Origin of the sequence: Hydrogenophaga sp. (genome assembly GCF_041913525.1) — a bacterium.
Taxonomy (GTDB): Bacteria; Pseudomonadota; Gammaproteobacteria; order Burkholderiales; family Burkholderiaceae_C; genus Hydrogenophaga.
In genome coordinates, this window is the sequence record NZ_JAYSFD010000002.1 from 254564 (window position 1) to 273198 (window position 18635).

The 18635-nt window shown below is 68.9% G+C and carries 16 protein-coding genes; 4 read left to right on the plus strand and 12 right to left on the minus strand.

Translation table 11 applies throughout. The annotated features are described in order from the left end of the window. Nucleotides 1-10: 10 nt before the first annotated feature. From ACE3RQ_RS04035 to ACE3RQ_RS04065, 7 genes are all read right to left on the minus strand, one after another. The gene (locus ACE3RQ_RS04035) at nt 11-1198 is read right to left on the minus strand and encodes a VWA domain-containing protein (RefSeq protein WP_374520163.1); all 1188 of its coding nucleotides are present in this window, start codon (nt 1196-1198) and stop codon (nt 11-13) included. Next, a complete protein-coding gene (locus ACE3RQ_RS04040; RefSeq protein WP_374520165.1) occupies nt 1195-2124 on the minus strand; it encodes an AAA family ATPase in 930 nt (309 codons plus the stop codon). The genes ACE3RQ_RS04035 and ACE3RQ_RS04040 overlap by 4 nt, the downstream gene beginning before the upstream one ends. A gap of 2 nt (nt 2125-2126) precedes the next feature. Continuing rightward, entirely contained in the window at nt 2127-2756 is a 630-nt protein-coding gene (locus ACE3RQ_RS04045) for an SRPBCC family protein (RefSeq protein WP_374520167.1), read from the minus strand. Nucleotides 2757-2769: 13 nt separating this feature from the next. Beyond that, nucleotides 2770-5181 (minus strand): aerobic carbon-monoxide dehydrogenase large subunit, encoded by a 2412-nt coding sequence (locus ACE3RQ_RS04050; RefSeq protein WP_374520168.1) that lies wholly within the window; start codon nt 5179-5181, stop codon nt 2770-2772. Between the two features lie 21 nt (nt 5182-5202). Beyond that, nucleotides 5203-5688 (minus strand): (2Fe-2S)-binding protein, encoded by a 486-nt coding sequence (locus ACE3RQ_RS04055; RefSeq protein ID WP_374520170.1) that lies wholly within the window; start codon nt 5686-5688, stop codon nt 5203-5205. 18 nt (nt 5689-5706) lie between these two features. Beyond that, on the minus strand, nt 5707-6570 hold the full coding sequence (locus ACE3RQ_RS04060; RefSeq protein WP_374520172.1) for a xanthine dehydrogenase family protein subunit M: 864 nt from the start codon (nt 6568-6570) through the stop codon (nt 5707-5709). 265 nt (nt 6571-6835) lie between these two features. Next, nucleotides 6836-7597, minus strand: coding sequence for a LytTR family transcriptional regulator DNA-binding domain-containing protein (locus tag ACE3RQ_RS04065; RefSeq protein WP_374520174.1), 762 nt, complete (start codon nt 7595-7597; stop codon nt 6836-6838). 101 nt (nt 7598-7698) lie between these two features. Here ACE3RQ_RS04065 and ychF point away from each other — a divergent pair, with 101 nt between their 5' ends. Both ychF and ACE3RQ_RS04075 read left to right on the plus strand, forming a co-directional pair. Next, nucleotides 7699-8793, plus strand: coding sequence for a redox-regulated ATPase YchF (ychF, locus tag ACE3RQ_RS04070; protein ID WP_374520176.1), 1095 nt, complete (start codon nt 7699-7701; stop codon nt 8791-8793). Between the two features lie 245 nt (nt 8794-9038). Then, nucleotides 9039-10142 carry a Fic family protein gene (locus ACE3RQ_RS04075; RefSeq protein ID WP_374520178.1) on the plus strand — a complete coding sequence of 368 codons (1104 nt, stop codon included), beginning with the start codon at nt 9039-9041 and terminating at the stop codon, nt 10140-10142. A 114-nt stretch (nt 10143-10256) separates the two neighbouring features. Here the strand turns inward: ACE3RQ_RS04075 and ACE3RQ_RS04080 are convergent, their stop codons facing one another. From ACE3RQ_RS04080 to ACE3RQ_RS04090, 3 genes are read right to left on the minus strand one after another with little or no spacing between them, the layout of a single operon-like run. Beyond that, nucleotides 10257-11108 carry a DUF6671 family protein gene (locus tag ACE3RQ_RS04080; RefSeq protein WP_374520180.1) on the minus strand — a complete coding sequence of 284 codons (852 nt, stop codon included), beginning with the start codon at nt 11106-11108 and terminating at the stop codon, nt 10257-10259. After that, nucleotides 11108-13615, minus strand: coding sequence for a YbcC family protein (locus ACE3RQ_RS04085; RefSeq protein ID WP_374520182.1), 2508 nt, complete (start codon nt 13613-13615; stop codon nt 11108-11110). The genes ACE3RQ_RS04080 and ACE3RQ_RS04085 overlap by 1 nt, the downstream gene beginning before the upstream one ends. Nucleotides 13616-13642: 27 nt before the next feature. Then, complete coding sequence (locus ACE3RQ_RS04090) at nt 13643-15196, minus strand: NADH-quinone oxidoreductase subunit L (protein ID WP_374520184.1); 1554 nt, start codon at nt 15194-15196, stop codon at nt 13643-13645. Between the two features lie 96 nt (nt 15197-15292). Here ACE3RQ_RS04090 and ACE3RQ_RS04095 point away from each other — a divergent pair, with 96 nt between their 5' ends. Next, the gene (locus ACE3RQ_RS04095; protein WP_374520185.1) at nt 15293-16186 is read left to right on the plus strand and encodes a LysR family transcriptional regulator; all 894 of its coding nucleotides are present in this window, start codon (nt 15293-15295) and stop codon (nt 16184-16186) included. Between the two features lie 56 nt (nt 16187-16242). Further along, nucleotides 16243-16980, plus strand: a complete 738-nt coding sequence (locus ACE3RQ_RS04100; protein WP_374520187.1) for an RNA pseudouridine synthase — start codon at nt 16243-16245, stop codon at nt 16978-16980. On the opposite strand, the gene ACE3RQ_RS04105 is transcribed toward ACE3RQ_RS04100, so the two are convergent. Continuing rightward, nucleotides 16953-18134 (minus strand): MFS transporter, encoded by a 1182-nt coding sequence (locus tag ACE3RQ_RS04105; protein WP_374520189.1) that lies wholly within the window; start codon nt 18132-18134, stop codon nt 16953-16955. The genes ACE3RQ_RS04100 and ACE3RQ_RS04105 overlap by 28 nt on opposite strands. After that, on the minus strand, nt 18131-18613 hold the full coding sequence (locus tag ACE3RQ_RS04110; protein WP_374520191.1) for a YqaA family protein: 483 nt from the start codon (nt 18611-18613) through the stop codon (nt 18131-18133). The genes ACE3RQ_RS04105 and ACE3RQ_RS04110 overlap by 4 nt, the downstream gene beginning before the upstream one ends. Nucleotides 18614-18635: the final 22 nt, after the last annotated feature.

Genomic DNA, 18635 nt, shown 5'->3' on the forward strand with positions numbered 1-18635 from the left:
GTTGTCTCCTTCAGTGAAGCAGGGGCCTGGCCGCGACCAGATCGGCCAGGCTGGCCAGGGGCACGAAACGGTGGATGTGTTCGCGCGCGCCCTGCACAGCAGCGGCTGCGGGCACGCCGCGCGTGGGGTGGAACCAGGTGATGCGCGCGCCCCGGCCGCGCAGCGCCCGCAGGGCCTCGGCCAGTTGCTCGGGCGCGTCGGTGTCGAAGCCGTCGGACATGACCCACACGCGCGCGCCGCGCCGCAGTTGGGCGCGGGCGTGCACGCGGGCAAAGTCTTGCAGGCTGGCGGCGATGCGGGTGCCGGCGCCGAAGCCGGCGGTGACCGCGTTGATCTTTTCTTGCACCGTGGCGCTGTCGCGCTGCATCAGCGGCGTGACCTCGGCCAGCCGGGTGTGGAACACGAACACGCGCGCCTGCGCCTCCAGGGCGAAGGCCCGCGCCACGCGCAGGAACAGCGCGGCGTGCGCTTCCATTGAGCGGCTCACGTCGGCCAGGATGAACAGGCGCGGCGGCTCTTCGCGCCGCACCTGCCAGGCCGGGGCCAGCGGCTCGCCGCCCCAGGCCACGCTGCGGCGCAGGGTCTGGCGCAGGTCCAGCCGCTGGCCACGGTGCACGCCGCGCCAGCGCCGCGTGGGCAGCGGGCGCAGTTGCGCGGTGACCTGGCGCGCCAGGCGCTGCAGCGTGCCCAGCTCTTGCGGCAGCCACATCTGGCCGTCGCGCTGGTGCAGGGCCTCCAGTTGCGGGGCGCTGCGGCTGGCGCCGCCCATGGCGCGCGGGCTGCCGGCCTCGCTGTCGCCAGCGCCCGCCAGGGGCGCATCGGCGGCGGTTTGTGGGGCGGACTTGGCGGGCGTGGGCGCTTGTGCCGCGGCGTCCATTTGCTCGCGCAGTTGCTGCACCGCCTGGCGCAGGTCGCGCGACGGGCGCGTCTGCCCGCTCACGCGCGCCGTGCCGCGCAGGCGCTCGGGGTGCCAGTAGCGGTCAAACAGCTCGGGCCAGAGCCGCCACTCGCGCGCGCTGTGGCAGGCAATGGCGCGCCAGGCCGCGTTCAGGCGGGCCCCGTTGAGCGCGCCCAGCGCCAGCGCAGCCTGCAGCATGGCCTGCTGTTCGGCCACGCCCACCGTCAGCCCGTGCTCGCGCAGCAGGGCCGCGAAGCCGGCCAGGCTTTCGCTGGGGGCGAGCGCGGGCGTGTGGTTCATGTGGCGACGGCGTTGGCCGGTGCCTTTTCGGCCACGCCCACGGTGCGACGGCCCTCAATCAGTTGCCGTGCGCGGTCGGTGCCCATCGCGAAGCGGTCTTCGCGTGTCTTGAGCAGGCAGCCCAGCGTGGTCAGCAGCACCGCCATGTCCTCGGGCAGCGTGTGGTGGTGCAGGCGGTGCAGGGCGTTGACCCAGTCCAGCGTCTCGGCGATGCCGGGGACCTTGCTCAGGTCTTCGCCGCGCAGGCGCTGCACGAACTGCACCGCCTCTTCCACCAGCCGGGTGTCGGCCTCGGGCAGGGCGGTCTTGACGATGGCGATTTCGCGCGCCAGCGTGGGGTAGTCGAGGTGGTGGTACAGGCAGCGGCGGCGCAGCGCGTCCGACAGCTCGCGCGTGCCGTTGCTGGTGAGGATGACGCGCGGCACATGGCGCGCGCGCAGCGTGCCGATCTCGGGCACGGTGATCTGGTACTCGGCCAGCACCTCCAGCAAAAAGGCCTCGAAGGCCTCGTCGGCGCGGTCGATCTCGTCGATCAGCAGCACGCAGGGGCCGTCCTGGCTGATGGCCTTGAGCAGCGGCCGCTCCAGCAGGAACTCGCGGCTGAAGACGTCGGATTCCTTCACCGTGCCGGGTTGGCCGTCGTGCAGGCGAATCGCCATCAACTGGCGGCCATAGTTCCATTCGTAGGCCGCCTGCGCCAGGTCCAGCCCCTCGAAACACTGCAGCCGCACCAGCGCCGCCCCCTGGGCCTGCGCCAGCGCGGTGGCCAGCGCCGTCTTGCCCACCCCCGCGTCGCCTTCCAGCAGCAAAGGCCGCTGCAGCTCACCAGCCAGCCACACGGTGGTGGCCAGGTCGGCATCGGCGAGGTAACCCACCCGCTGCAACGATTCGCGCAGCTGGCGGTCGGTGGTGGCAGGGGCGCTCATGTTCAGACTTTCTTGCCAAAGAGGCCGAGCCACCAGTTCTTGATCAGCGCCCACACAATGGCCAGGCCGTTGATCTCTTGCGCCACCGGGGGCGCGGTGCGAGGTGCCGCTTCCACCGGGCCACCGAAAGCCACCGCCGCGTCCTGCGCGATGGTTTGCGAGGCCGGTGCCGGCAGGGCCAGCGCGGCCTGGCGGAAGTTCTCCACGAACTGCGCCAGGATCATGTCGGACACCTGCACCATCATGCGGCCGCCGAACTGGGCGAACTTGCCGTTGACGATGACGGCCGCGTCGCCGTGCAGCACGCTGGCCGCCGGGTTGGCGGGGTCGGCCTCAATGGTGGCGCTCAGGTCCATGGAGGCGGACGAGCCGCCTTTGTCCGCGCCTTTGCCGCGCAGCACCATCTTGCGCGCGGCTTCGTCCTTCTCCAGCACGTCCACCTGGCCGCCGAACTGGGCCACGGCCGGGCCGACCTTCACCTTGACCCCGCCTTTGTAAGACGTGTCAGAGAGTTGCTCGGTCAGCTCGGCGCCGGGCATGCAGCCGGCCACGGCCTTGAGGTCGCCCAGGATGGCCCAGGCCCGCGCCGGGTCCACGTCCAGCGGGTAGCGTTTGTCGAGTTTGACTTCCATCTTGATTGCCCGATCAGAGGTTCTGGCCAGTGGCCTTGAGTTGCTTCCAGACGCGGAAGGCGTTGTGCGGCATGTCCATGTGGGTCACGCCGAGGTGGGCGAAGGCATCGACCACGGCCGAGGTGAAGGTGGGAATCGAGCCCACGTGCGGCGACTCGGCCACGCCCTTGGCGCCGATGGGGTGGTGCGGGCTGGGCGTCACCGTGTGGTCGGTCTCCCACTTCGGCGTTTCCACGGCCGTGGGCAGGAAGTAGTCCATCAGGGTGTTGCCCATCAGGTTGCCTTGCGCGTCGAACGGCATCTGCTGGCCCATGGCGACCGCGAAGCCCTCGGTCAGACCGCCGTGGATCTGGCCCTCGATGATCATGGGGTTGATGCGGGTGCCGCAGTCGTCCAGGGCGTAGAAGCGGCGGATCTTGGTCTCGCCGGTGGCGCGGTCAATGTCGACCACGCAGAGGTAGATGCCGAAGGGGAAGGTGAAGTTCGGCGGGTCGTAATAGTGCACCGCTTCCAGGCCCGGTTCCATGCCGGCGGGCGGCTGGTGGTAGGCCTGCCAGGCCACGTCGGCCATGGTCTTGAACTTGCTGTCGTCGCCCTTGACCTTGAAGCGGTCCACTTCCCAGTCGAGGTCGTTCTCGTTCACCTCCAGCATGTGGGCCGCGATCTTGCGCGCCTTCGCGTGGATCTTGCGCGCGGCCAGCGCGATGGCCGCACCGGCCACCGGCGTGGAGCGCGAACCGTAGGTGCCCAGGCCGTAGGGCGCGGTGGACGTGTCGCCTTCTTCCACCTGGATCACCTCCGACGGAATGCCCAGCTCGGTGGCGATGATTTGCGCGTAGGTGGTCTGGTGGCCCTGGCCCTGGGTGATGGTGCCCATGCGGGCGATGGCGCTGCCCGTGGGGTGGATGCGGATCTCGCACGAATCAAACATGCCCACGCCCAGGATGTCGCACATCTTGCTGGGGCCGGCGCCCACCACCTCAGTGAAGGTCACCAGGCCAATGCCCATCAGCGTGGGGCTGTTCGGGTCGGCGCGCTTGGCCGCCTGCTCGGCGCGCAGGGCGGGGTAGTCCACCGCGTCCAGCACCTTCTTCAGGGCCGTGTGGTAGTCGCCACTGTCGTACTCGAAGCCGAAGGCGCTGGTGTAGGGAAACTGCTCTTTCTTGATGAAGTTCTTGGCGCGAATCTCGGCCTTGTCCATGCCCAGTTTCTGCGCCAGCACGTCCACCATGCGCTCGACCAGGTACACCGCTTCGGTCACGCGGAAGCTGCAGCGGTAGGCCACGCCACCCGGTGCCTTGTTGGTGTACACGCCCTTGACCGAGCAGTGCGCGGCCGGGATGTCGTAACTGCCCGAGACGATGTGGAACATGCCGGCCGGGAACTTGGTCGGGTCGGCGCAGGCGTCGAAGGCGCCGTGGTCGGCCACCACGTTCACGCGCAGCGCGGTGATCTTGCCGTCCGGCGTGGCGGCGAGTTCGCCGTCCATGTGGTAGTCCCGCGCAAAGGCGGTGGTGGAGATGTTTTCCACCCGGTCTTCCACCCACTTCACCGGGCGGCCCAGCACGATGGACGCCACGATGGCGCACACATAGCCGGGGTACACGCCCACCTTGTTGCCGAAGCCACCGCCAATGTCGGGGCTGACGATGCGCACCTTGGACTCGGGGATGCCCGAGAGCAGCGACACCACCGTGCGCACCACGTGCGGCGCCTGGCTGGTGATGTAGGTGGTCAGGTCGCCGCGCACCGGGTCAAAGCTGGCCACGCAGCCGCAGGTCTCCAGCGGGCAGGGGTGCACGCGCGGGTAGTACATATGCTGGCTCACTGTCACCGGCGCGTTGGCAAACGCGGCGTCGGCCGCGGCCTTGTCGCCCGCGTCCCAGGTGAAGATGTGGTTGTGGTGCTCGCGCGGGCCGTGGGCGCCGCTGGTCTTGCCGGCCAGGTCTTCGCGGATCACCGGCGCATCAGGCCGCAGCGCGGCGTACGGGTCGACCACCACCGGCAGCTCTTCGTATTCCACCTCCACGGCCTCCACCGCGTCGGCGGCGATGTAGCGGTCGTCGGCGATGACGATGGCCACCTCCTGCATCTGGAAGTGCACCTTCTCGTCGGCCAGCACGGCGGCCACGTCGCCGGCCAGGGTGGGCATCCAGTGCAGCTTCAAAGGCTTCAGGTCGTCGGCCGTCAGCACGGCGTGCACGCCTGGAATGGCCAGCGCGGCTTCCTTGTGAATCTTCTTGATGCGGGCATGGGCCAGCGGGCTGCGCACGATGTCCATGTGCAGCATGCCGGGCATCTTGATGTCGTCAACGTAGTTGCCCTTGCCCTGGATGAATCGGGCGTCTTCCTTGCGCAGGCGCGAGACGCCCATGCCAGCCAGGGCGATTTCACGGGCTTCGGCGGTTTGTACCGGTGCGTTCATGTGGTGTTCTCCGTGGGGGGCTCAGGCCGTGGCGGTTTCTTGCAGTTTCTTGGCGGCGTGCTGCACCGCCTTGACGATGTTCTGGTAGCCGGTGCAGCGGCAAAGGTTGCCGCTCATGCCCATGCGAATCTCTTCTTCGCTGGGGTTGGGGTTCTCGTGCAGGAAGCGGTAGGCGCGCATCAACATGCCGGGCGTGCAGAAGCCGCACTGCAGGCCGTGCTCTTTGTAGAAGCCTTCCTGCACCGCGTGCAGCACGCCCTTGTTGGCCAGGCCTTCAACGGTGAGCACTTCCGAGCCGTCGCACTGCACGGCCAGGTGGGTGCAGCTCTTGACCGAGCGGCCGTCGATGTCCACCGTGCAGGCGCCGCAGTGGCTGGTCTCGCAGCCGATGTGGGCGCCGGTGAGGTTGAGTTCTTCGCGCAGGAAGTGGATCAGCAGGGTGCGCGGCTCGACCGCTTTTTCTTCGCTCTTGCCGTTGACGCTGACGGTGATGAGTTTCTTGGCCATGGGGGTGTCTCCTCGGGTTTATGCGCAACGGGCCCAGGCCTTGGCCAGGGCGCGCTTGACCATTTCGCCGGCCATGGCGGTCTTGTATTCGGCGTCGCCGCGCAAGTCTTCGGCCGGGTCGCAGATGGCGGTGGCCGCATCGGCGGCGGCCTGCACCGTGGCGGGCGTGAAGGCCTGGCCCAGCAGGGCGGCCTCGGCGGCTTCGGCGCGCAGCGCGGTGGGCGCCACGTTGGTCAGCGCGATGCGCACATGGCTGACGGTGTTGCCGCTCTTGCGCATCACCACCGCACAACCGGCGGTGGCCCAGTCACCGGTCTTGCGCTTGAGTTTTTCGTAGGCCCAGCCGGTGCCCTGCGCGAAGGCCGGGGCGTGAATCTCGACCATCACCTCGTTCTCTTCCAGCAGCGTCATGTAGGTGCCCAGGAAGAAGCCGTCGGCCGCCACGGTGCGGCGGCCGTTCGGGCCTTCGAGCACGAACGAGGCCTCGATCGCGATGGACAGGGCAGGGTGGTCGTTGCCCGGGTCGCCGTGGGCGATGTCGCCACCGATGGTGCCGCGGTTGCGCACCTGCGGGTCGGCGATCAGTTTCGCCGCCTCGGCCAGCAGCGGCAGCTTGGCCTGCACGATGGGCGAGGTGATCAGGTCGTTCTCCACCGTCATCGCACCGATCACCACCTGGCCGCCTGCTTCGCGGATGCCGCGCAGCTCGGGGATGCGGTTGATGTCGATCAGGTGGGCCGGCTGCGCGAAGCGCAGCTTCATCATGGGCAGCAGGCTGTGGCCACCGGCCAGCAGCTTGGCATCGGACCCGAGCTGGCCCAGCAGGGCCACGGCCTCGCCGACCGACTTGGGCGCGTGGTACTCGAAACGCGGAGGGATCATCGTTTTGTCTCCTGGTCTTCTGGGTGGGCAGTTGACTTTTGTCAATGCACGCCCAGTCTGGTGGAGACCCGGTTTCCGACTCTGTCGGCGGGTCTTGAACTCAGGAGTTCACAAAACGACCATTTTTTCGCACGAACTGCACGCCTGGCTGCACGAAATGCTCAGATCAGGCGCGCGCGGCGTGGCAATACGGGTATGTCCTAGCGGCCCCAACAAGGCGCCAGAAGGCGCCAAAACGCCCCAAAACGCCCCCAAAGGCCCTGGTTCAGTGCTTGGCCAGCAGGCCCAGGGCCTCGCGCAGCCGCGCGACCTCGCCGCGCGCCACCGGAATCGGCTCGCGGTGCTTGCCCTTGAGCACGATCAGCGTCTTGCTGCCTTCGCGGCCCAGTTCGGCCACCGCCTGCAGGTTCACGATGAAGCAGCGGTGCACGCGCAGGAACTGCGCCGGGTCCAGCCGGGTTTCCAGGTCACCAATGCTCAGGTTGCAGAAATGAAAGCCGTCGCGCGTGAGCACGCGGGTGTAATGCGCCTGCGATTCCAGGCTCAGCACGTCGGCGGTGTCCACGAAGGCCACCCTGTGGTTGGCCGTCGTGGGAATGCGGTTCAGGCGCAGGTTGGCGGGCGCCGGCAGATCGGCCGTTGCCGGGGTGGCTTCCTGGCTCACCACCTGGGTCACGTCGTAGAACACCAGCACGAAACCCGTGGTCGCGCCCAGGTGGTCGCCCAGCCGGGTCACCTTGATCAGCAGCACCTGCTCCGGGATGTTGATGATCATGGTCATGGGCGTGGAACTCGCCACGGGGCAGCCCGAGGCCTGGTCCAGCAGGAAATTCACCTTGGGCTTGGAGCGCTCGGGGTGGAAAGAAGTGACCAGCTTGTCGAAGGGCTGCTTTTCGCCCACCGGCAGCACCTTGCGGGCGAAATCGTTCATCGCCACGACGTTGCGCGCGGCGTCGAGGTGAATCACGCCCACCTCGAATTTTTCGAACAGGTACAGGGGCGAGGTGCCGGTGGCCTGGACTTCCATCTGTGTTGTCTCCGAACGCGTCTGGGATCTGCCAGAGCCGCCCAGCCTAACGCAATCGGGGCCATCGCATACACTTTCGGGTTGATTTTTCGAGGTATTCCATGAGTCTCAAATGCGGCATCGTCGGCTTGCCCAACGTCGGCAAGTCCACCCTTTTCAACGCCCTCACCAAGGCCGGCATCGCCGCCGAGAACTATCCCTTCTGCACCATCGAGCCCAACACCGGCGTGGTGGAAGTGCCCGATCCGCGCCTGTCGCAACTGGCCGAGATCGTCAAGCCCGAGCGCATCGTGCCGGCCATCGTGGAGTTCGTGGACATCGCCGGCCTGGTGGCCGGTGCGTCCAAGGGCGAAGGCCTGGGCAACCAGTTCCTGGCCCACATCCGCGAGACCGACGCCATCGTCAACGTGGTGCGCTGCTTTGAAGACCCCAACGTGATCCACGTGGCCAACAAGGTGGACCCGATCGCCGACATCGAGGTCATCCAGACCGAGCTCTGCCTGGCCGACATGGCCACCGTGGAAAAGAGCCTGCAGCGCTACACCAAGGCCGCCAAGAGCGGCAACGACAAAGAGGCCGCCGCCCTGGTGCAGGTGCTCACCAAGGTGCAGGCTGTGCTCAACGAAGGCAAGCCCGTGCGCACGCTGACCCTGGGCGAGCAAGAGCAAGCCCTGCTCAAGCCGCTGTGCCTCATCACCGCCAAGCCCGCCATGTTCGTGGGCAACGTGAGCGAAGACGGCTTCGAGAACAACCCCTTCCTCGACCGCCTCACCGAATACGCCACTGCGCAGAACGCCCCCGTGGTGGCCATCTGCGCCAAGATTGAGGCCGAGCTGGCCGAGATGGGCGACGAAGACCGCCTGGAATTCCTCAAGGAACTGGGCCAGGACGAACCCGGCCTGAACCGCCTCATCCGCGCCGGCTACAAGCTGCTGGGCCTGCAGACCTACTTCACCGCGGGCGTGAAGGAAGTGCGCGCCTGGACCATCCACATCGGCGACACCGCGCCCAAGGCGGCCGGCGTGATCCACGGCGATTTCGAGCGCGGCTTCATCCGCGCCCAGACCATCGGCTTCGACGACTTCATCGCCTACAAGGGCGAGCAGGGCGCCAAAGACGCCGGCAAGATGCGCGCCGAAGGCAAGGAATACGTCGTCAAGGACGGAGACGTGATGAACTTCTTGTTCAACGTCTGACGGGCCATTGGCCCGCCTGGGGTGCCAGTGGCACCCTGGAAGCCGAGAGATGGCCGCGCGTTTGCGCGGCCTTTTTTGTTTCTGCGCCTTAGTGGCACGCGCCATCAAGGTGGGCCAAGCAAATGCCGCGCTCGGGATCCTCAACGAACATGTCAAGGCGGTACAGTCGCGGGGCGCCATTCAGGTGCGCTGTCATGAAACTCCCGACCGGCACAAGTCGCCAACGCAGCAGGTGACAGTAACAAATGCTCCCCCTCAGACGGGAACTTGGCGAGCAGCAGCCGAAGCGGTGGATCCTTGGCGATCTGCCCCTGCTGCCGCCGACCGTGGAGCTGGAGAGCAAGGCCGTGCTTAAGGAAGCGATTGAGGCCAATCGCATGCTGGCCAATCTTCGTGGGTTGGCGGCCCAAATTCCCAATCAGGGCGTGCTGATCAACAGCATCGTGCTGCAGGAAGCGAGACTGTCGTCCGAGATTGAGAACATCGTCACCACCAATGACGAGTTGTACCGTGCTGACGCGAGAGCCGATGGGGCAACCGACGCGCACACCAAGGAAGTACTGCGTTACCGCGAGGCCTTGAGGTTTGGTTTTGACGCGCTGAAAGACCGCCCGCTGACCACGAACCTGTTTGTGGACATGGTGCGCATCATCAAGCAGCAAGACATCGGCGTTCGGCGCACCGTTGGCACGGCACTCAAGAACGCGGCAGGGGAGGTGGTGTACACACCCCCAGTGGGCGAGGCACTGTTGCGAGACAAGCTGACCAATCTGGAGCAGTTCATCCACGCTGACGATGGGCTGGACCCTCTGGTGAAGATGGCGGTTCAGCACTATCAGTTCGAGGCGATTCACCCGTTTGACGATGGCAACGGGCGCACAGGCCGCATTCTGAATTTGTTTTACCTGGTGCAGGCTGGGTTGCTGGACATTCCGGTGCTGTTTTTGTCGCGCCACATCATGGCCAACAAGGCGGCCTATCACGCCGGGCTGCGCGCCGTCACTGAGCAACAAGCATGGGAGCCTTGGCTGCTGTTCATGCTGCGCGGGGTGACGATCACTGCGAAGCAGACGTTTGAGCAGGGCACGCGCATCAGGGCACTGATGGATGAGGTTCGTGCCCAGGTGCAGCGCGACGCGCCGGGCATTTACAGCAAGGACTTGATCGAGGTGATCTTTCGTCACCCCTACACCAAGATCCAGTTCCTGGTAGACGCTGGTTTGGCCAAGCGCCAGACGGCGTCCACCTACTTGCAGACATTGGCCGGGTTGGGCGTGTTGAGCCCTCGCAAAATGGGGCGCGAGATGTACTACATCAACGACGCGTTGTTCGCCGAACTGGTTCGTTGACACGTCGGTCGGTTCGACCAATGGTCAATATGTGTCGATTTTTTTTGAAATTTTCGACATGATTATGCGATCTGTCGAAAATCTCGACACGCCGCAGATTTCCGCCCCACCCTCTCAGGGGTTGCAGCGCCCGCACTCCGCGGGCGCCGCCGTTTGGCGGTCGTGTCTTTCCACCGTGTGCCGGTGCCCGCAGCGGCCGCAGGCCCAGACCTCGGCGCGGTGTTTGGCGGTGGGCGCGCCGCAGGCCGCGCAGGGCAGGCCGGGCAGGCGCTCGCTCACCCAGTAGCCGGGCGCTTCGCAGGCGGGGCAGGGCGAGCGCAGGCGCTGCAGCAGGTCGCGCGCGGCCTCTTCGATGCGGGCCATTCGCGCGGGGCTGGCGAAGGCGCGGCGGTCGGGTTCCACGAACACTTGGTGGTTGGCGGCCTGGGCCAGGCAGTGCCCGAAGCGCTCGCGCAGGGTGTCCCAGTCGGCGATGCCTTTGGCCACGCCGGGGTGCTCGGGGCCTTCGGGGCGCAGCACCAGTTGTTGCGCGGGAAAGCCTTGGCGCTGGGCAAAGGCCTCCACCTCGCCCCACTGGCGGGTTTGCAGGTGGTCGCCGCTGTCGGCGCCTTGGGCGGTGCCCACCACCTCGATGCCCAGGGTGTCGTCGATCCACACCAGCAGCTCCACGTTCCAGGGGAAGAAGCCGGTGAAGGGGTCGGGGCCGAAGCTGCCTTCGCTGGCCAGGCCAATCGGCAGGCCTGAGAGTTCCATGCCCTGGCGGGCCTTGCGCCGGGCGGCGTCGAGCTGGCTGCCGGGCCGCGGCGTTTCGCCAGTGAAGGTGCCGAGTTGGTCGGTGTCAAAGCCGGTGACGAGCTCGATGGCGCAGCCCCAGCCGGGCTCGAGCACGGGCGCGAGCACTCGCTCTTTGCCGTGCTGGGTGAGCAGGGCCACGCGGGGCGGTGTGCTGCCTGGGTTCGCCGGCATCAGGCGGCCTCCACGGGCAGCCACTGGCCCTGCGCGTAGCGGGCGAAGCCGTCGGCCTCGAAGCGCCAGAGGTGCAGCCAACCGTTGTCCAGCAACTGGCGCACCACGGCGTGGCGCGCGATCACCGATTCGATGGCTTCGCGCGGCGCGTCGATCACCACCGTCAGCCGCAGGGGTTCGTGCACCCAGCGCTCGCCGTCGTGCAGCGACTGCTTCGACAAGCCGATGCGCAGGTCACCGCCGTTGCCCTCGAACACGCCCAGGGTGCCGCCCACCACGTTGTGCAGCACCTTGTTGCCGCTGCCCAGGCGCTCGGGGTCGCAGGTGGAGGCGTGGTACTGCCAGTTGATCCAGTGCGTCACCAGCATGGGCGCGGTCATCAGCAGCTCCAGCACGCTGCCGTCGCTGTCCTGGGTGGCGTCGTAGTCGTGCAGGAAGCTGCGGCCGTCCAGCACGGCGACCTGGCTGCGTGCGCGCGGCGCGATCACGAAGGCGGCGTTGCCGGCCAGGCCCCATTCCGGGCGGGTTTGCGCGCCGTCGTTGGCGCGGCGGCGCAGTTGCTGCAGCAGCTCGCCGTGCGGCAGGCGGGGGTCCAGCTGCAGGCTGGGCGCGCGCAGGCGGCGCACCTGGTCGCCGGCCTGTGCCAGCACCACCTGCAGGCGCTCCCAGCGCTGGCTGGCGTCGGGGGGCAGCAGGTCCAGGTCAAAGCCTTCGATTTCGTCGGTGGTGGTGTTGTGCAGCGCGGCCACGAAGGTGGTGCTGGAGGGGATGTCAATGCCCTGCGCGGCCAGGCCTTGGCGCACCTCGGCCTCGTTGAGCAGGTGGGCCAGGGTGCGGGCGTTCACCTCGCCGGTCTGGCCGCAGCAGGCGCCGCAGTCCAGCGCGGCGGCGTGCGCGTTGTTGGCCGACTGGCTGCCGTGGCCCACCAGCAGCACCAGCGGGGCGAGGTGCCGGTCCAGCCCCATGGCGTGCAGCACGCGGGCGGCCATCGCCACCTTGGCCGGCAGGTCCATGCCCACCAGCCGGGGCCGGCAGATGGGGCGGTAGCGCGCGGGCAGGCCGGCCAGGTCGTCGCGGGCGCGGTCGTTGGCGGACGGTTTCAGCCACTGGCCGAGCTTGCCCAGGTAGCCCAGGCCAGCGGCCTCCACGAACGAGAAGGCCGCGCCCGGCCAGCGGCCCACCGCGCTCCATTGGTCCGACAGGGCCAGGCGGGTCTGGCGGGCCTGGCTGGCGGCCTTGTGCAGCGCGGCGGCGGCCTCAGACCGGGCGGCCTCGGACGGCACCAGCGCGTCGCTCACCTCGATGGCGGGCGGCAGCAGGCCGGGCAATTGCGGGCGGCGCGCGGCGGTGGCCAGCGGGGTGTAGGCCACCGGCAGGCCGAAGAAGCCGGCAAAGCCGATGGTCTGCACGGCGGGCCAGGCCGCTTCGATGGCGCGGCGCAGGGGTTCGCTGCGCACGTCGATGCAGAAAGCGGCCTGCACCTCGATGTCGCCAGGCCCGCTGGCCGGGCCGCTGGCCGCCAGCAGCCGCTGGGCCAGTTGGCGCTGATAGCCCTGTTCCAGTGCGAGCTGCCACACCTCGTCCACCAGCAGCGCCTGTTCGGCCTGGGCCAGCACCTCGGCCGCCTCGCCCCAGGCGCGCTGCAACGAGGCAAAGGCCTGCCGCGCGGCGAGGTCGTCCTTGCATTCCAGCAACAGCGCGCCCCAGGCCAGGCGAATGGCCAGCAGCTCGCGCAGGTGCGGGTCTTGCCGGCCCTCTTGCTTGGCCTGCCAGCCCAGGTAGGCGCACCACGAGGCCCAGCCGTTCACCGTGAGCAGCACCGATTCCAGGTAGTCGGCCCACACGGCCGGCGGCAGGCCCAGGCGCTGCATCACCCAGTGCTCGGCGTCTTGCGCGGTGGCCGGCAGGGCGCCGATGGCGCGGCCAATGTGGGGCAGGCCCATCAGCAGGCCGATGCCGTGGTCGTGCTGCAGCGTGTCGCGCCAGAAGGCGTACAGGCCTTGCGTCCGGTTGGGCTGCCACTGGGCCAGGTGGTCGTCGAAGTAGGCGGCGCAGGTCTGGCTCACCTGGTGGGTGATGGCCTGCCGCCACGAAAGCCGGGTGTGCCGCTGCGGGTCGTTGTCGAGCACGTCAATCAGCAGCGGCAGCGGCTGCACCGGCGCGGCCAGGGCCAGCGCGCGCACGCACAGCTCGGGCGTGAGGCCGGCGGCCTGCGCGGCGGGCAACTGGCTCAGGGCCTGGGCCAGGTCGGCCGGGCGGATGCGGCCCTCAGTCCAGGCGCGCTGTTGCCGCTCGCGTGGGGGGAACACCTGAATGCCGCCCAGCACCGCCATGCGGGCGGCCACGCGCCGCAGCGGCAGGCCGATGCGCGACCAGTGCGGGTTGACGGCGATGGCACGGTCCAGCGGCCAGGCCGGCGCGATGGCCTGGCAGGCCTGCTGGCAAGCGCGCTCGATCTGGGTGCTCAGCGCGTCGGCGCTGGCGGGCGTGGTGGCGAGTGGGCTCATGGGGAACATCTCCAGGCGAAGGGGCGCTCAGGCGGCGGGCATGGGGTGGTGGACGGCCTTGGCGGTGGGCTGGGCTTCGGGCGTCCAGCGCGTGGGCCACAGCCGCAAGGTCAGGCGGGTGTAGGCCTCGTCCACGTAGAAGCCGGCGTAGCTCCAGCGGCGCCAGTTCGTCAGCACCTGGGGCGCGCGCTGCAGCAGCGCCAGGCCCAGGTAGAGCGCCGCCATGCCGGCCAGGGCGATCAGGCCCAGGGTGGTGTGCGGGGTGTCTTGCAGGCCCAGCGGCAGGGCGTGGGCCAGCCAGGCGGCGGCGGTCAGGCCCAGGGTGGCCAGCAGGCCCCAGGCCAGTTGCGCGGCGCGCTGCGCCCAGGGGGCGGGGGCGGCGGGCAGCCACAGCAGCGGCGCCCAGGCCAGGCCCAGCACCGCGCTCCACCACCAGGGCCAGGGCGCCTGGCCCGAGAGCTGCAGGGCGCCCAGCACCAGGCCCACCGTGAACACCGGGGCCAGCGCCAGGCTGGTGGCGCTGGCGGGCGCAGCGGCGTGCAGGGCCTGCAGCCGGGTGTCGCGCACCACGCTGGAGGCAGCCAGGAAAGCGTGCGCCTTGTACAGCGAGTGGCCGATCAGGTGCAGGGCCGCCAGGGTGTACAGGCCCAGGGCGCATTCGAGCAGCAGAAAGCCCATCTGCGCCACGGTGGACCAGGCCAGCCGCACCTTGATGCTGATGCGCGTGAGCATCACCATGCCGGCCAGCACGGCCGTGACCAGGCCAAAGGCCAGCAGCACCGCGCGCGCCGGCATGGCCTGTTCCAGCAGCGGGGCGAAGCGAATCAGCACAAAGCCGCCCAGGTTCACCACGCCCGCGTGCAGCAGGGCCGACACTGGCGTGGGCGCTTCCATCACCTGAATCAGCCAGCCGTGCACCGGCAGCAGGGCGGTGCGCAGCACCACCGCCAGCACCAGCCCCAGGGCACTGAGTTGCAGGCCCAGCGACAGGCCCTCGCGCCCGATGTGCGCCCACAGGGCCGAGAGCGAACCGCTGCCCACTTCGTGCCAGGCCAGGGCGGCCGCGCCGATCAGCAGCGCGTCGGCCACGCGGTCGGCCAGGCGCTTCTTGTGCGCGGCCAGCCGGGCGAAGGGGCGGTCGGGGTAGAAGCACAGCAGGTGCTGCAGGGCCGCGCCCACCAGGGCCCAGGCGGCGATCAGCACCACCCAGTGGTCGGCCAGCAGCAGCAGGTGCACGGTGGCCAGCACGGCAGCCAGGGCCACCACGTAGCGCCGTTGATTGGCCTCGCCCTGCAGGTAACGGGCGGAAAACACGGCAATCACCGTGCCCAGCAACTGCACCAGCGCCGCCATGGCCAGGCCGATGGACGACACCTGCAGCACCCCAGGCCAGGGCGAACCGCCCGCGCCCGCCCACAGGGCCAGGCCCGTCATCGCCAAGGCCAGCGCGCACAGCGCCTGAAAGGCGCGCCAGAGCGTCGGCATCGCCAGCCCGCGCCACAGCGCCAGCAGCGCCGCCAGGCCCATCCACACCACTGGCGCCAGCGCGCCAAACGTCCAAACCACTTGGGTAGCACCCATCACAAACCCCAAAAAATCGATGGACGGGATGATGCGGATTGGTTTATGTTCTGTAAATTACATTGATCAGAATCAAAAGATATTGAAAACAGAACAATGCGCCTGGACCAACTGAACTTTCACCACCTGTTTTATTTCTGGCGGGTGGCCAAGCTCGGCCACCTCACCCGGGCCGCCGAAGAGCTGCACACCTCGCAGTCGGCGGTGTCGGCCCAGATCCGCCAGCTCGAAGACCGCTTGGGCGAGGCCCTGTTTGCCCGCGAGGGCCGGCGCCTGCTGCTCACCGACACCGGGCAACTGGTGCTGGCCTACGCCGAGAACATCTTTGGCCTGGGGCAAGAGATGCTGGGGCGCTTGCAGGGCCGCACGGCGGGCATCACGCGGCTGCGCGTGGGCAGCGTGGCCACCTTGTCGCGCAACTACCAGGAAAACTGGATTCGCCCCCTGCTCTCCGACCCCTCGGTGGTGCTCACGCTGGAATCGGGCCTGCTCGAAGGCCTGATCGCCCGCCTGGTGCAGCACCAGTTGGACGTGGTGCTGGCCAACGAAACCGTGCCCACCGACCCCGACCGCCCGCTGCACTGCCGCTTTCTGGGCAGCCAGCCCATTTCGCTGGTGGGGCCGGCCAGCCGCTGGGCCGGCACCACGCTGCGCTTGCCCGACGACCTGGACGGGCTGGACATCGTGCTGCCGGGGCCTCGGCACGCCCTGCGCACCCAGTTCGACGCCCTGTGCACCTCGGCCGGCGTGAGCCCGCGCCTGCGCGCCGAGGTGGACGACATGGCCATGCTGCGCCTGATCGCCCGCGACAGCGGCTGGCTGACCGTGTTGCCCGAGGTGGTGGTGCAAGACGAGCTGCGGGCCGGGGTGCTGGTGAAGGTGGGGCACTCCAACGCGCTGCAAGAGCGCTTCTACGCCATCACCACGCCGCACCGCCACCGCATCGAGCTGCTGGAGAACTTGATGGCGACTTCTCCTGACGAGGCCTGAGCCCATTCGCCGATCTCGGTGCACACTTCGCCCCTTTGCTTTGCTGCCCACCCGCCATGTCCGACCCCCGCCCCCTTGATGCCGCCGAACCGCTTCGCTTGTCCAAGCGCCTGGCCGCGCAGTTGCCCTGCTCACGTCAGGAGGCCGAGCTGTACATCCTGGGCGGCTGGGTGAGCGTGGACGGCGTGGTGCAAGAGCAGCCCCAGGCCCGCGTGCGGCCCGAGCAGGTGGTGGCCCTGGCCTCAGGCGCCCGGGCCGAGCCCATCGCACCGGTCACCTTGCTGTGGCACAAACCAGCCGGGCAGGCGGTGGGCGCCTGGGCGCCCGAGGCCAGCCAGCGCTGGGCGGGTGACCGCTCGGGCCAGCGCCTGCTGCAGGTGCACACGCGCCAACTGGTGGCGGTGCTGGCGCCCGCGGTGCAGGCCAGCGGCCTGGTGGTGTTCACCCAGAGCCCGGGGGTGGCCCGCAAGCTCAATGACCGCCAGCACCCGCTGGAGCAGGAGTGGCTGCTGGACGTGCGCGAGACGCCGGCCGACCGCGATGCCCTGTTGCGCGAACTGACCCGCCCACCGGCCGACCGGGCCATGCCCTGGCCGACCTTTCGCGCCAGTTGGCAGAGCGACCGGCGCCTGCGCGTGGTGGTCAAAGGCGAAGCCTCGGGGCTGATGGACGAGCTGTGCCGGCGCCTGGGGGCTGCGTTCAGCGGCCTGCGCCGCCAGCGCCTGGGCCGCGTCGGGCTGGATGGCTTGCCCGAAGGGCAGTGGCGTTACGCCGGCATGGGCGAGCGCTTCTGAACCAGCGCCGCCCACAGGCTCAGGCCGAGCGAGCCCAGCATCAGCACCAGGCTCACCTGGTAGAGCTTGAGCAGGTGGCCTTGTGCGATGAGCACACCGCCCAGCGCCGCGCCCAGGGCTTGGCCCCCGTAGATGGCCGAGGTGTTCAGCGCCACCGAGGCCGGCGCCAGTGCCGGCGCCATGTGCACCAGGCGGGCTTGCTGGGCCGAGTTGCACGAGAAGCCGCCCAGCGCCCAGGGCACCAGCACCAGCGCCTGCATCCACACGTTTTGCATGCCCAGCGGCCACAAGGCCAGGCTGAGCACCATGCCACTGAGGGCGATGGCCGCGGCGCGGTCCGGGCCCAGGCGATCGATGTGGCGCGTCATGACCACATTGCCCAGCAGACCGAAGGCGCCGAACCACAGGAACATCAGCGACAGCGCCTCGTTTGACAGGCCCAGCACGCGCACGAAGTAGGGCGCGAAGTAGGCGAACAGCGTGAACTGCCCAAACGACATGAGCAGGGTCACGCCCACCACCATCATCAGCGGTGGCGAGCCCAGGGCACGCCGCCAGTCATGGCCCGACAGCGAGGCCGGCCGCACGCCATTCGGCATGGCGCGCCAGATCCAGGCGCTGACCCCAATGCCCACCACCCCCACCAGGGCCAGCACCGTGCGCCAGCCGAACAGACCGCCCAGCCACGCCGACAGCGGCATGCCCATCACCGAGGCCACCGACCAGCCCAGGAACACGAAGGTGATGGCCCGCCCGCGCTGGTCGGGCTTCACCAGCAGGCCCACGCAGGCGGCGGCCTGGGGCGTGAAGATGGCCGGCGAAATCATGGTGATCACGCGCAGGGGCAGCAGGCTGGGGTAGTTGGGGGCCAGGGCGCACACGATGTGCATCACCCCGTACCACAGCAGCGAAATCGCCAGCAGGCGCCGCCGGTCCCAGCCGGCCACCACGCCCGCCAGCAGCGGCGCGCCCAGGCCCATGAGCACCGCGCCGGCCGTGAGCAACTGGCCGGCCTGCGGAATGCTGACGTTGAGCGAGGCGCTGATGTCATTGAGCGTGCCGGCCACGGCCATCACGCCGGTGCCGATCACGAAGTTGCCCACCATCAGCGCCCAGAGGGCGGGCGGCAGGCGGGCGCTGGAGGGGGAAGTCATGCGGGCAAGTGTCCGGGAAACGCCCACAAAAGACCTGCTGTCATGGTGACATAGCGCGCGAACTTGCCAATGGCCATGTAGGCCACGCAAGGCCAGAAGGGGAACTTGAGCCAGCCCGCCACGGCGCACAGCGGGTCGCCCACGCCGGGCAGCCAGCTCAGCAGGCAGGCCTTGGGGCCGAAGCGCTCCAGCCAGCGCAGGGCGCGCAGTTCGGTGGCGTTGCCGCGCGCGCGGTCGATTGCCTTGTGCGCGCCCAGGCCCATGAGCCAGCTCACCGCCCCGCCCAGGGTGTTGCCCGCCGTGGCCACCAGAATGGCCGGCCAGAACAGCTCGGGGTTGAGCTTGATGAGCGCGAACACGGCCGGCTCAGACCCCATGGGCAGCAGCGTGGCCGACACAAAGGCCACCACGAACACCGTGCTCAGGCCGACCTCGGGCAAGGCCAGCCAATGTGTCAGGGTGAGGAACCAGTCGGGCATGGGGTGGGGCAAGAGAGGGGGC

Coding starts and splice junctions, on each gene's coding strand:
- ACE3RQ_RS04095 (WP_374520185.1), top strand. CDS start 15,293: ATGCGCCTGGACCAACTGAACTTTCACCACCTGTTTTATTTCTGGCGG.
- ACE3RQ_RS04055 (WP_374520170.1), bottom strand. CDS start 5,688: ATGGCCAAGAAACTCATCACCGTCAGCGTCAACGGCAAGAGCGAAGAA.
- ACE3RQ_RS04105 (WP_374520189.1), bottom strand. CDS start 18,134: ATGACTTCCCCCTCCAGCGCCCGCCTGCCGCCCGCCCTCTGGGCGCTG.
- ACE3RQ_RS04090 (WP_374520184.1), bottom strand. CDS start 15,196: ATGGGTGCTACCCAAGTGGTTTGGACGTTTGGCGCGCTGGCGCCAGTG.
- ACE3RQ_RS04110 (WP_374520191.1), bottom strand. CDS start 18,613: ATGCCCGACTGGTTCCTCACCCTGACACATTGGCTGGCCTTGCCCGAG.
- ychF (WP_374520176.1), top strand. CDS start 7,699: ATGAGTCTCAAATGCGGCATCGTCGGCTTGCCCAACGTCGGCAAGTCC.
- ACE3RQ_RS04060 (WP_374520172.1), bottom strand. CDS start 6,570: ATGATCCCTCCGCGTTTCGAGTACCACGCGCCCAAGTCGGTCGGCGAG.
- ACE3RQ_RS04085 (WP_374520182.1), bottom strand. CDS start 13,615: ATGAGCCCACTCGCCACCACGCCCGCCAGCGCCGACGCGCTGAGCACC.
- ACE3RQ_RS04050 (WP_374520168.1), bottom strand. CDS start 5,181: ATGAACGCACCGGTACAAACCGCCGAAGCCCGTGAAATCGCCCTGGCT.
- ACE3RQ_RS04075 (WP_374520178.1), top strand. CDS start 9,039: ATGCTCCCCCTCAGACGGGAACTTGGCGAGCAGCAGCCGAAGCGGTGG.
- ACE3RQ_RS04100 (WP_374520187.1), top strand. CDS start 16,243: ATGTCCGACCCCCGCCCCCTTGATGCCGCCGAACCGCTTCGCTTGTCC.
- ACE3RQ_RS04040 (WP_374520165.1), bottom strand. CDS start 2,124: ATGAGCGCCCCTGCCACCACCGACCGCCAGCTGCGCGAATCGTTGCAG.
- ACE3RQ_RS04065 (WP_374520174.1), bottom strand. CDS start 7,597: ATGGAAGTCCAGGCCACCGGCACCTCGCCCCTGTACCTGTTCGAAAAA.
- ACE3RQ_RS04035 (WP_374520163.1), bottom strand. CDS start 1,198: ATGAACCACACGCCCGCGCTCGCCCCCAGCGAAAGCCTGGCCGGCTTC.
- ACE3RQ_RS04080 (WP_374520180.1), bottom strand. CDS start 11,108: ATGCCGGCGAACCCAGGCAGCACACCGCCCCGCGTGGCCCTGCTCACC.
- ACE3RQ_RS04045 (WP_374520167.1), bottom strand. CDS start 2,756: ATGGAAGTCAAACTCGACAAACGCTACCCGCTGGACGTGGACCCGGCG.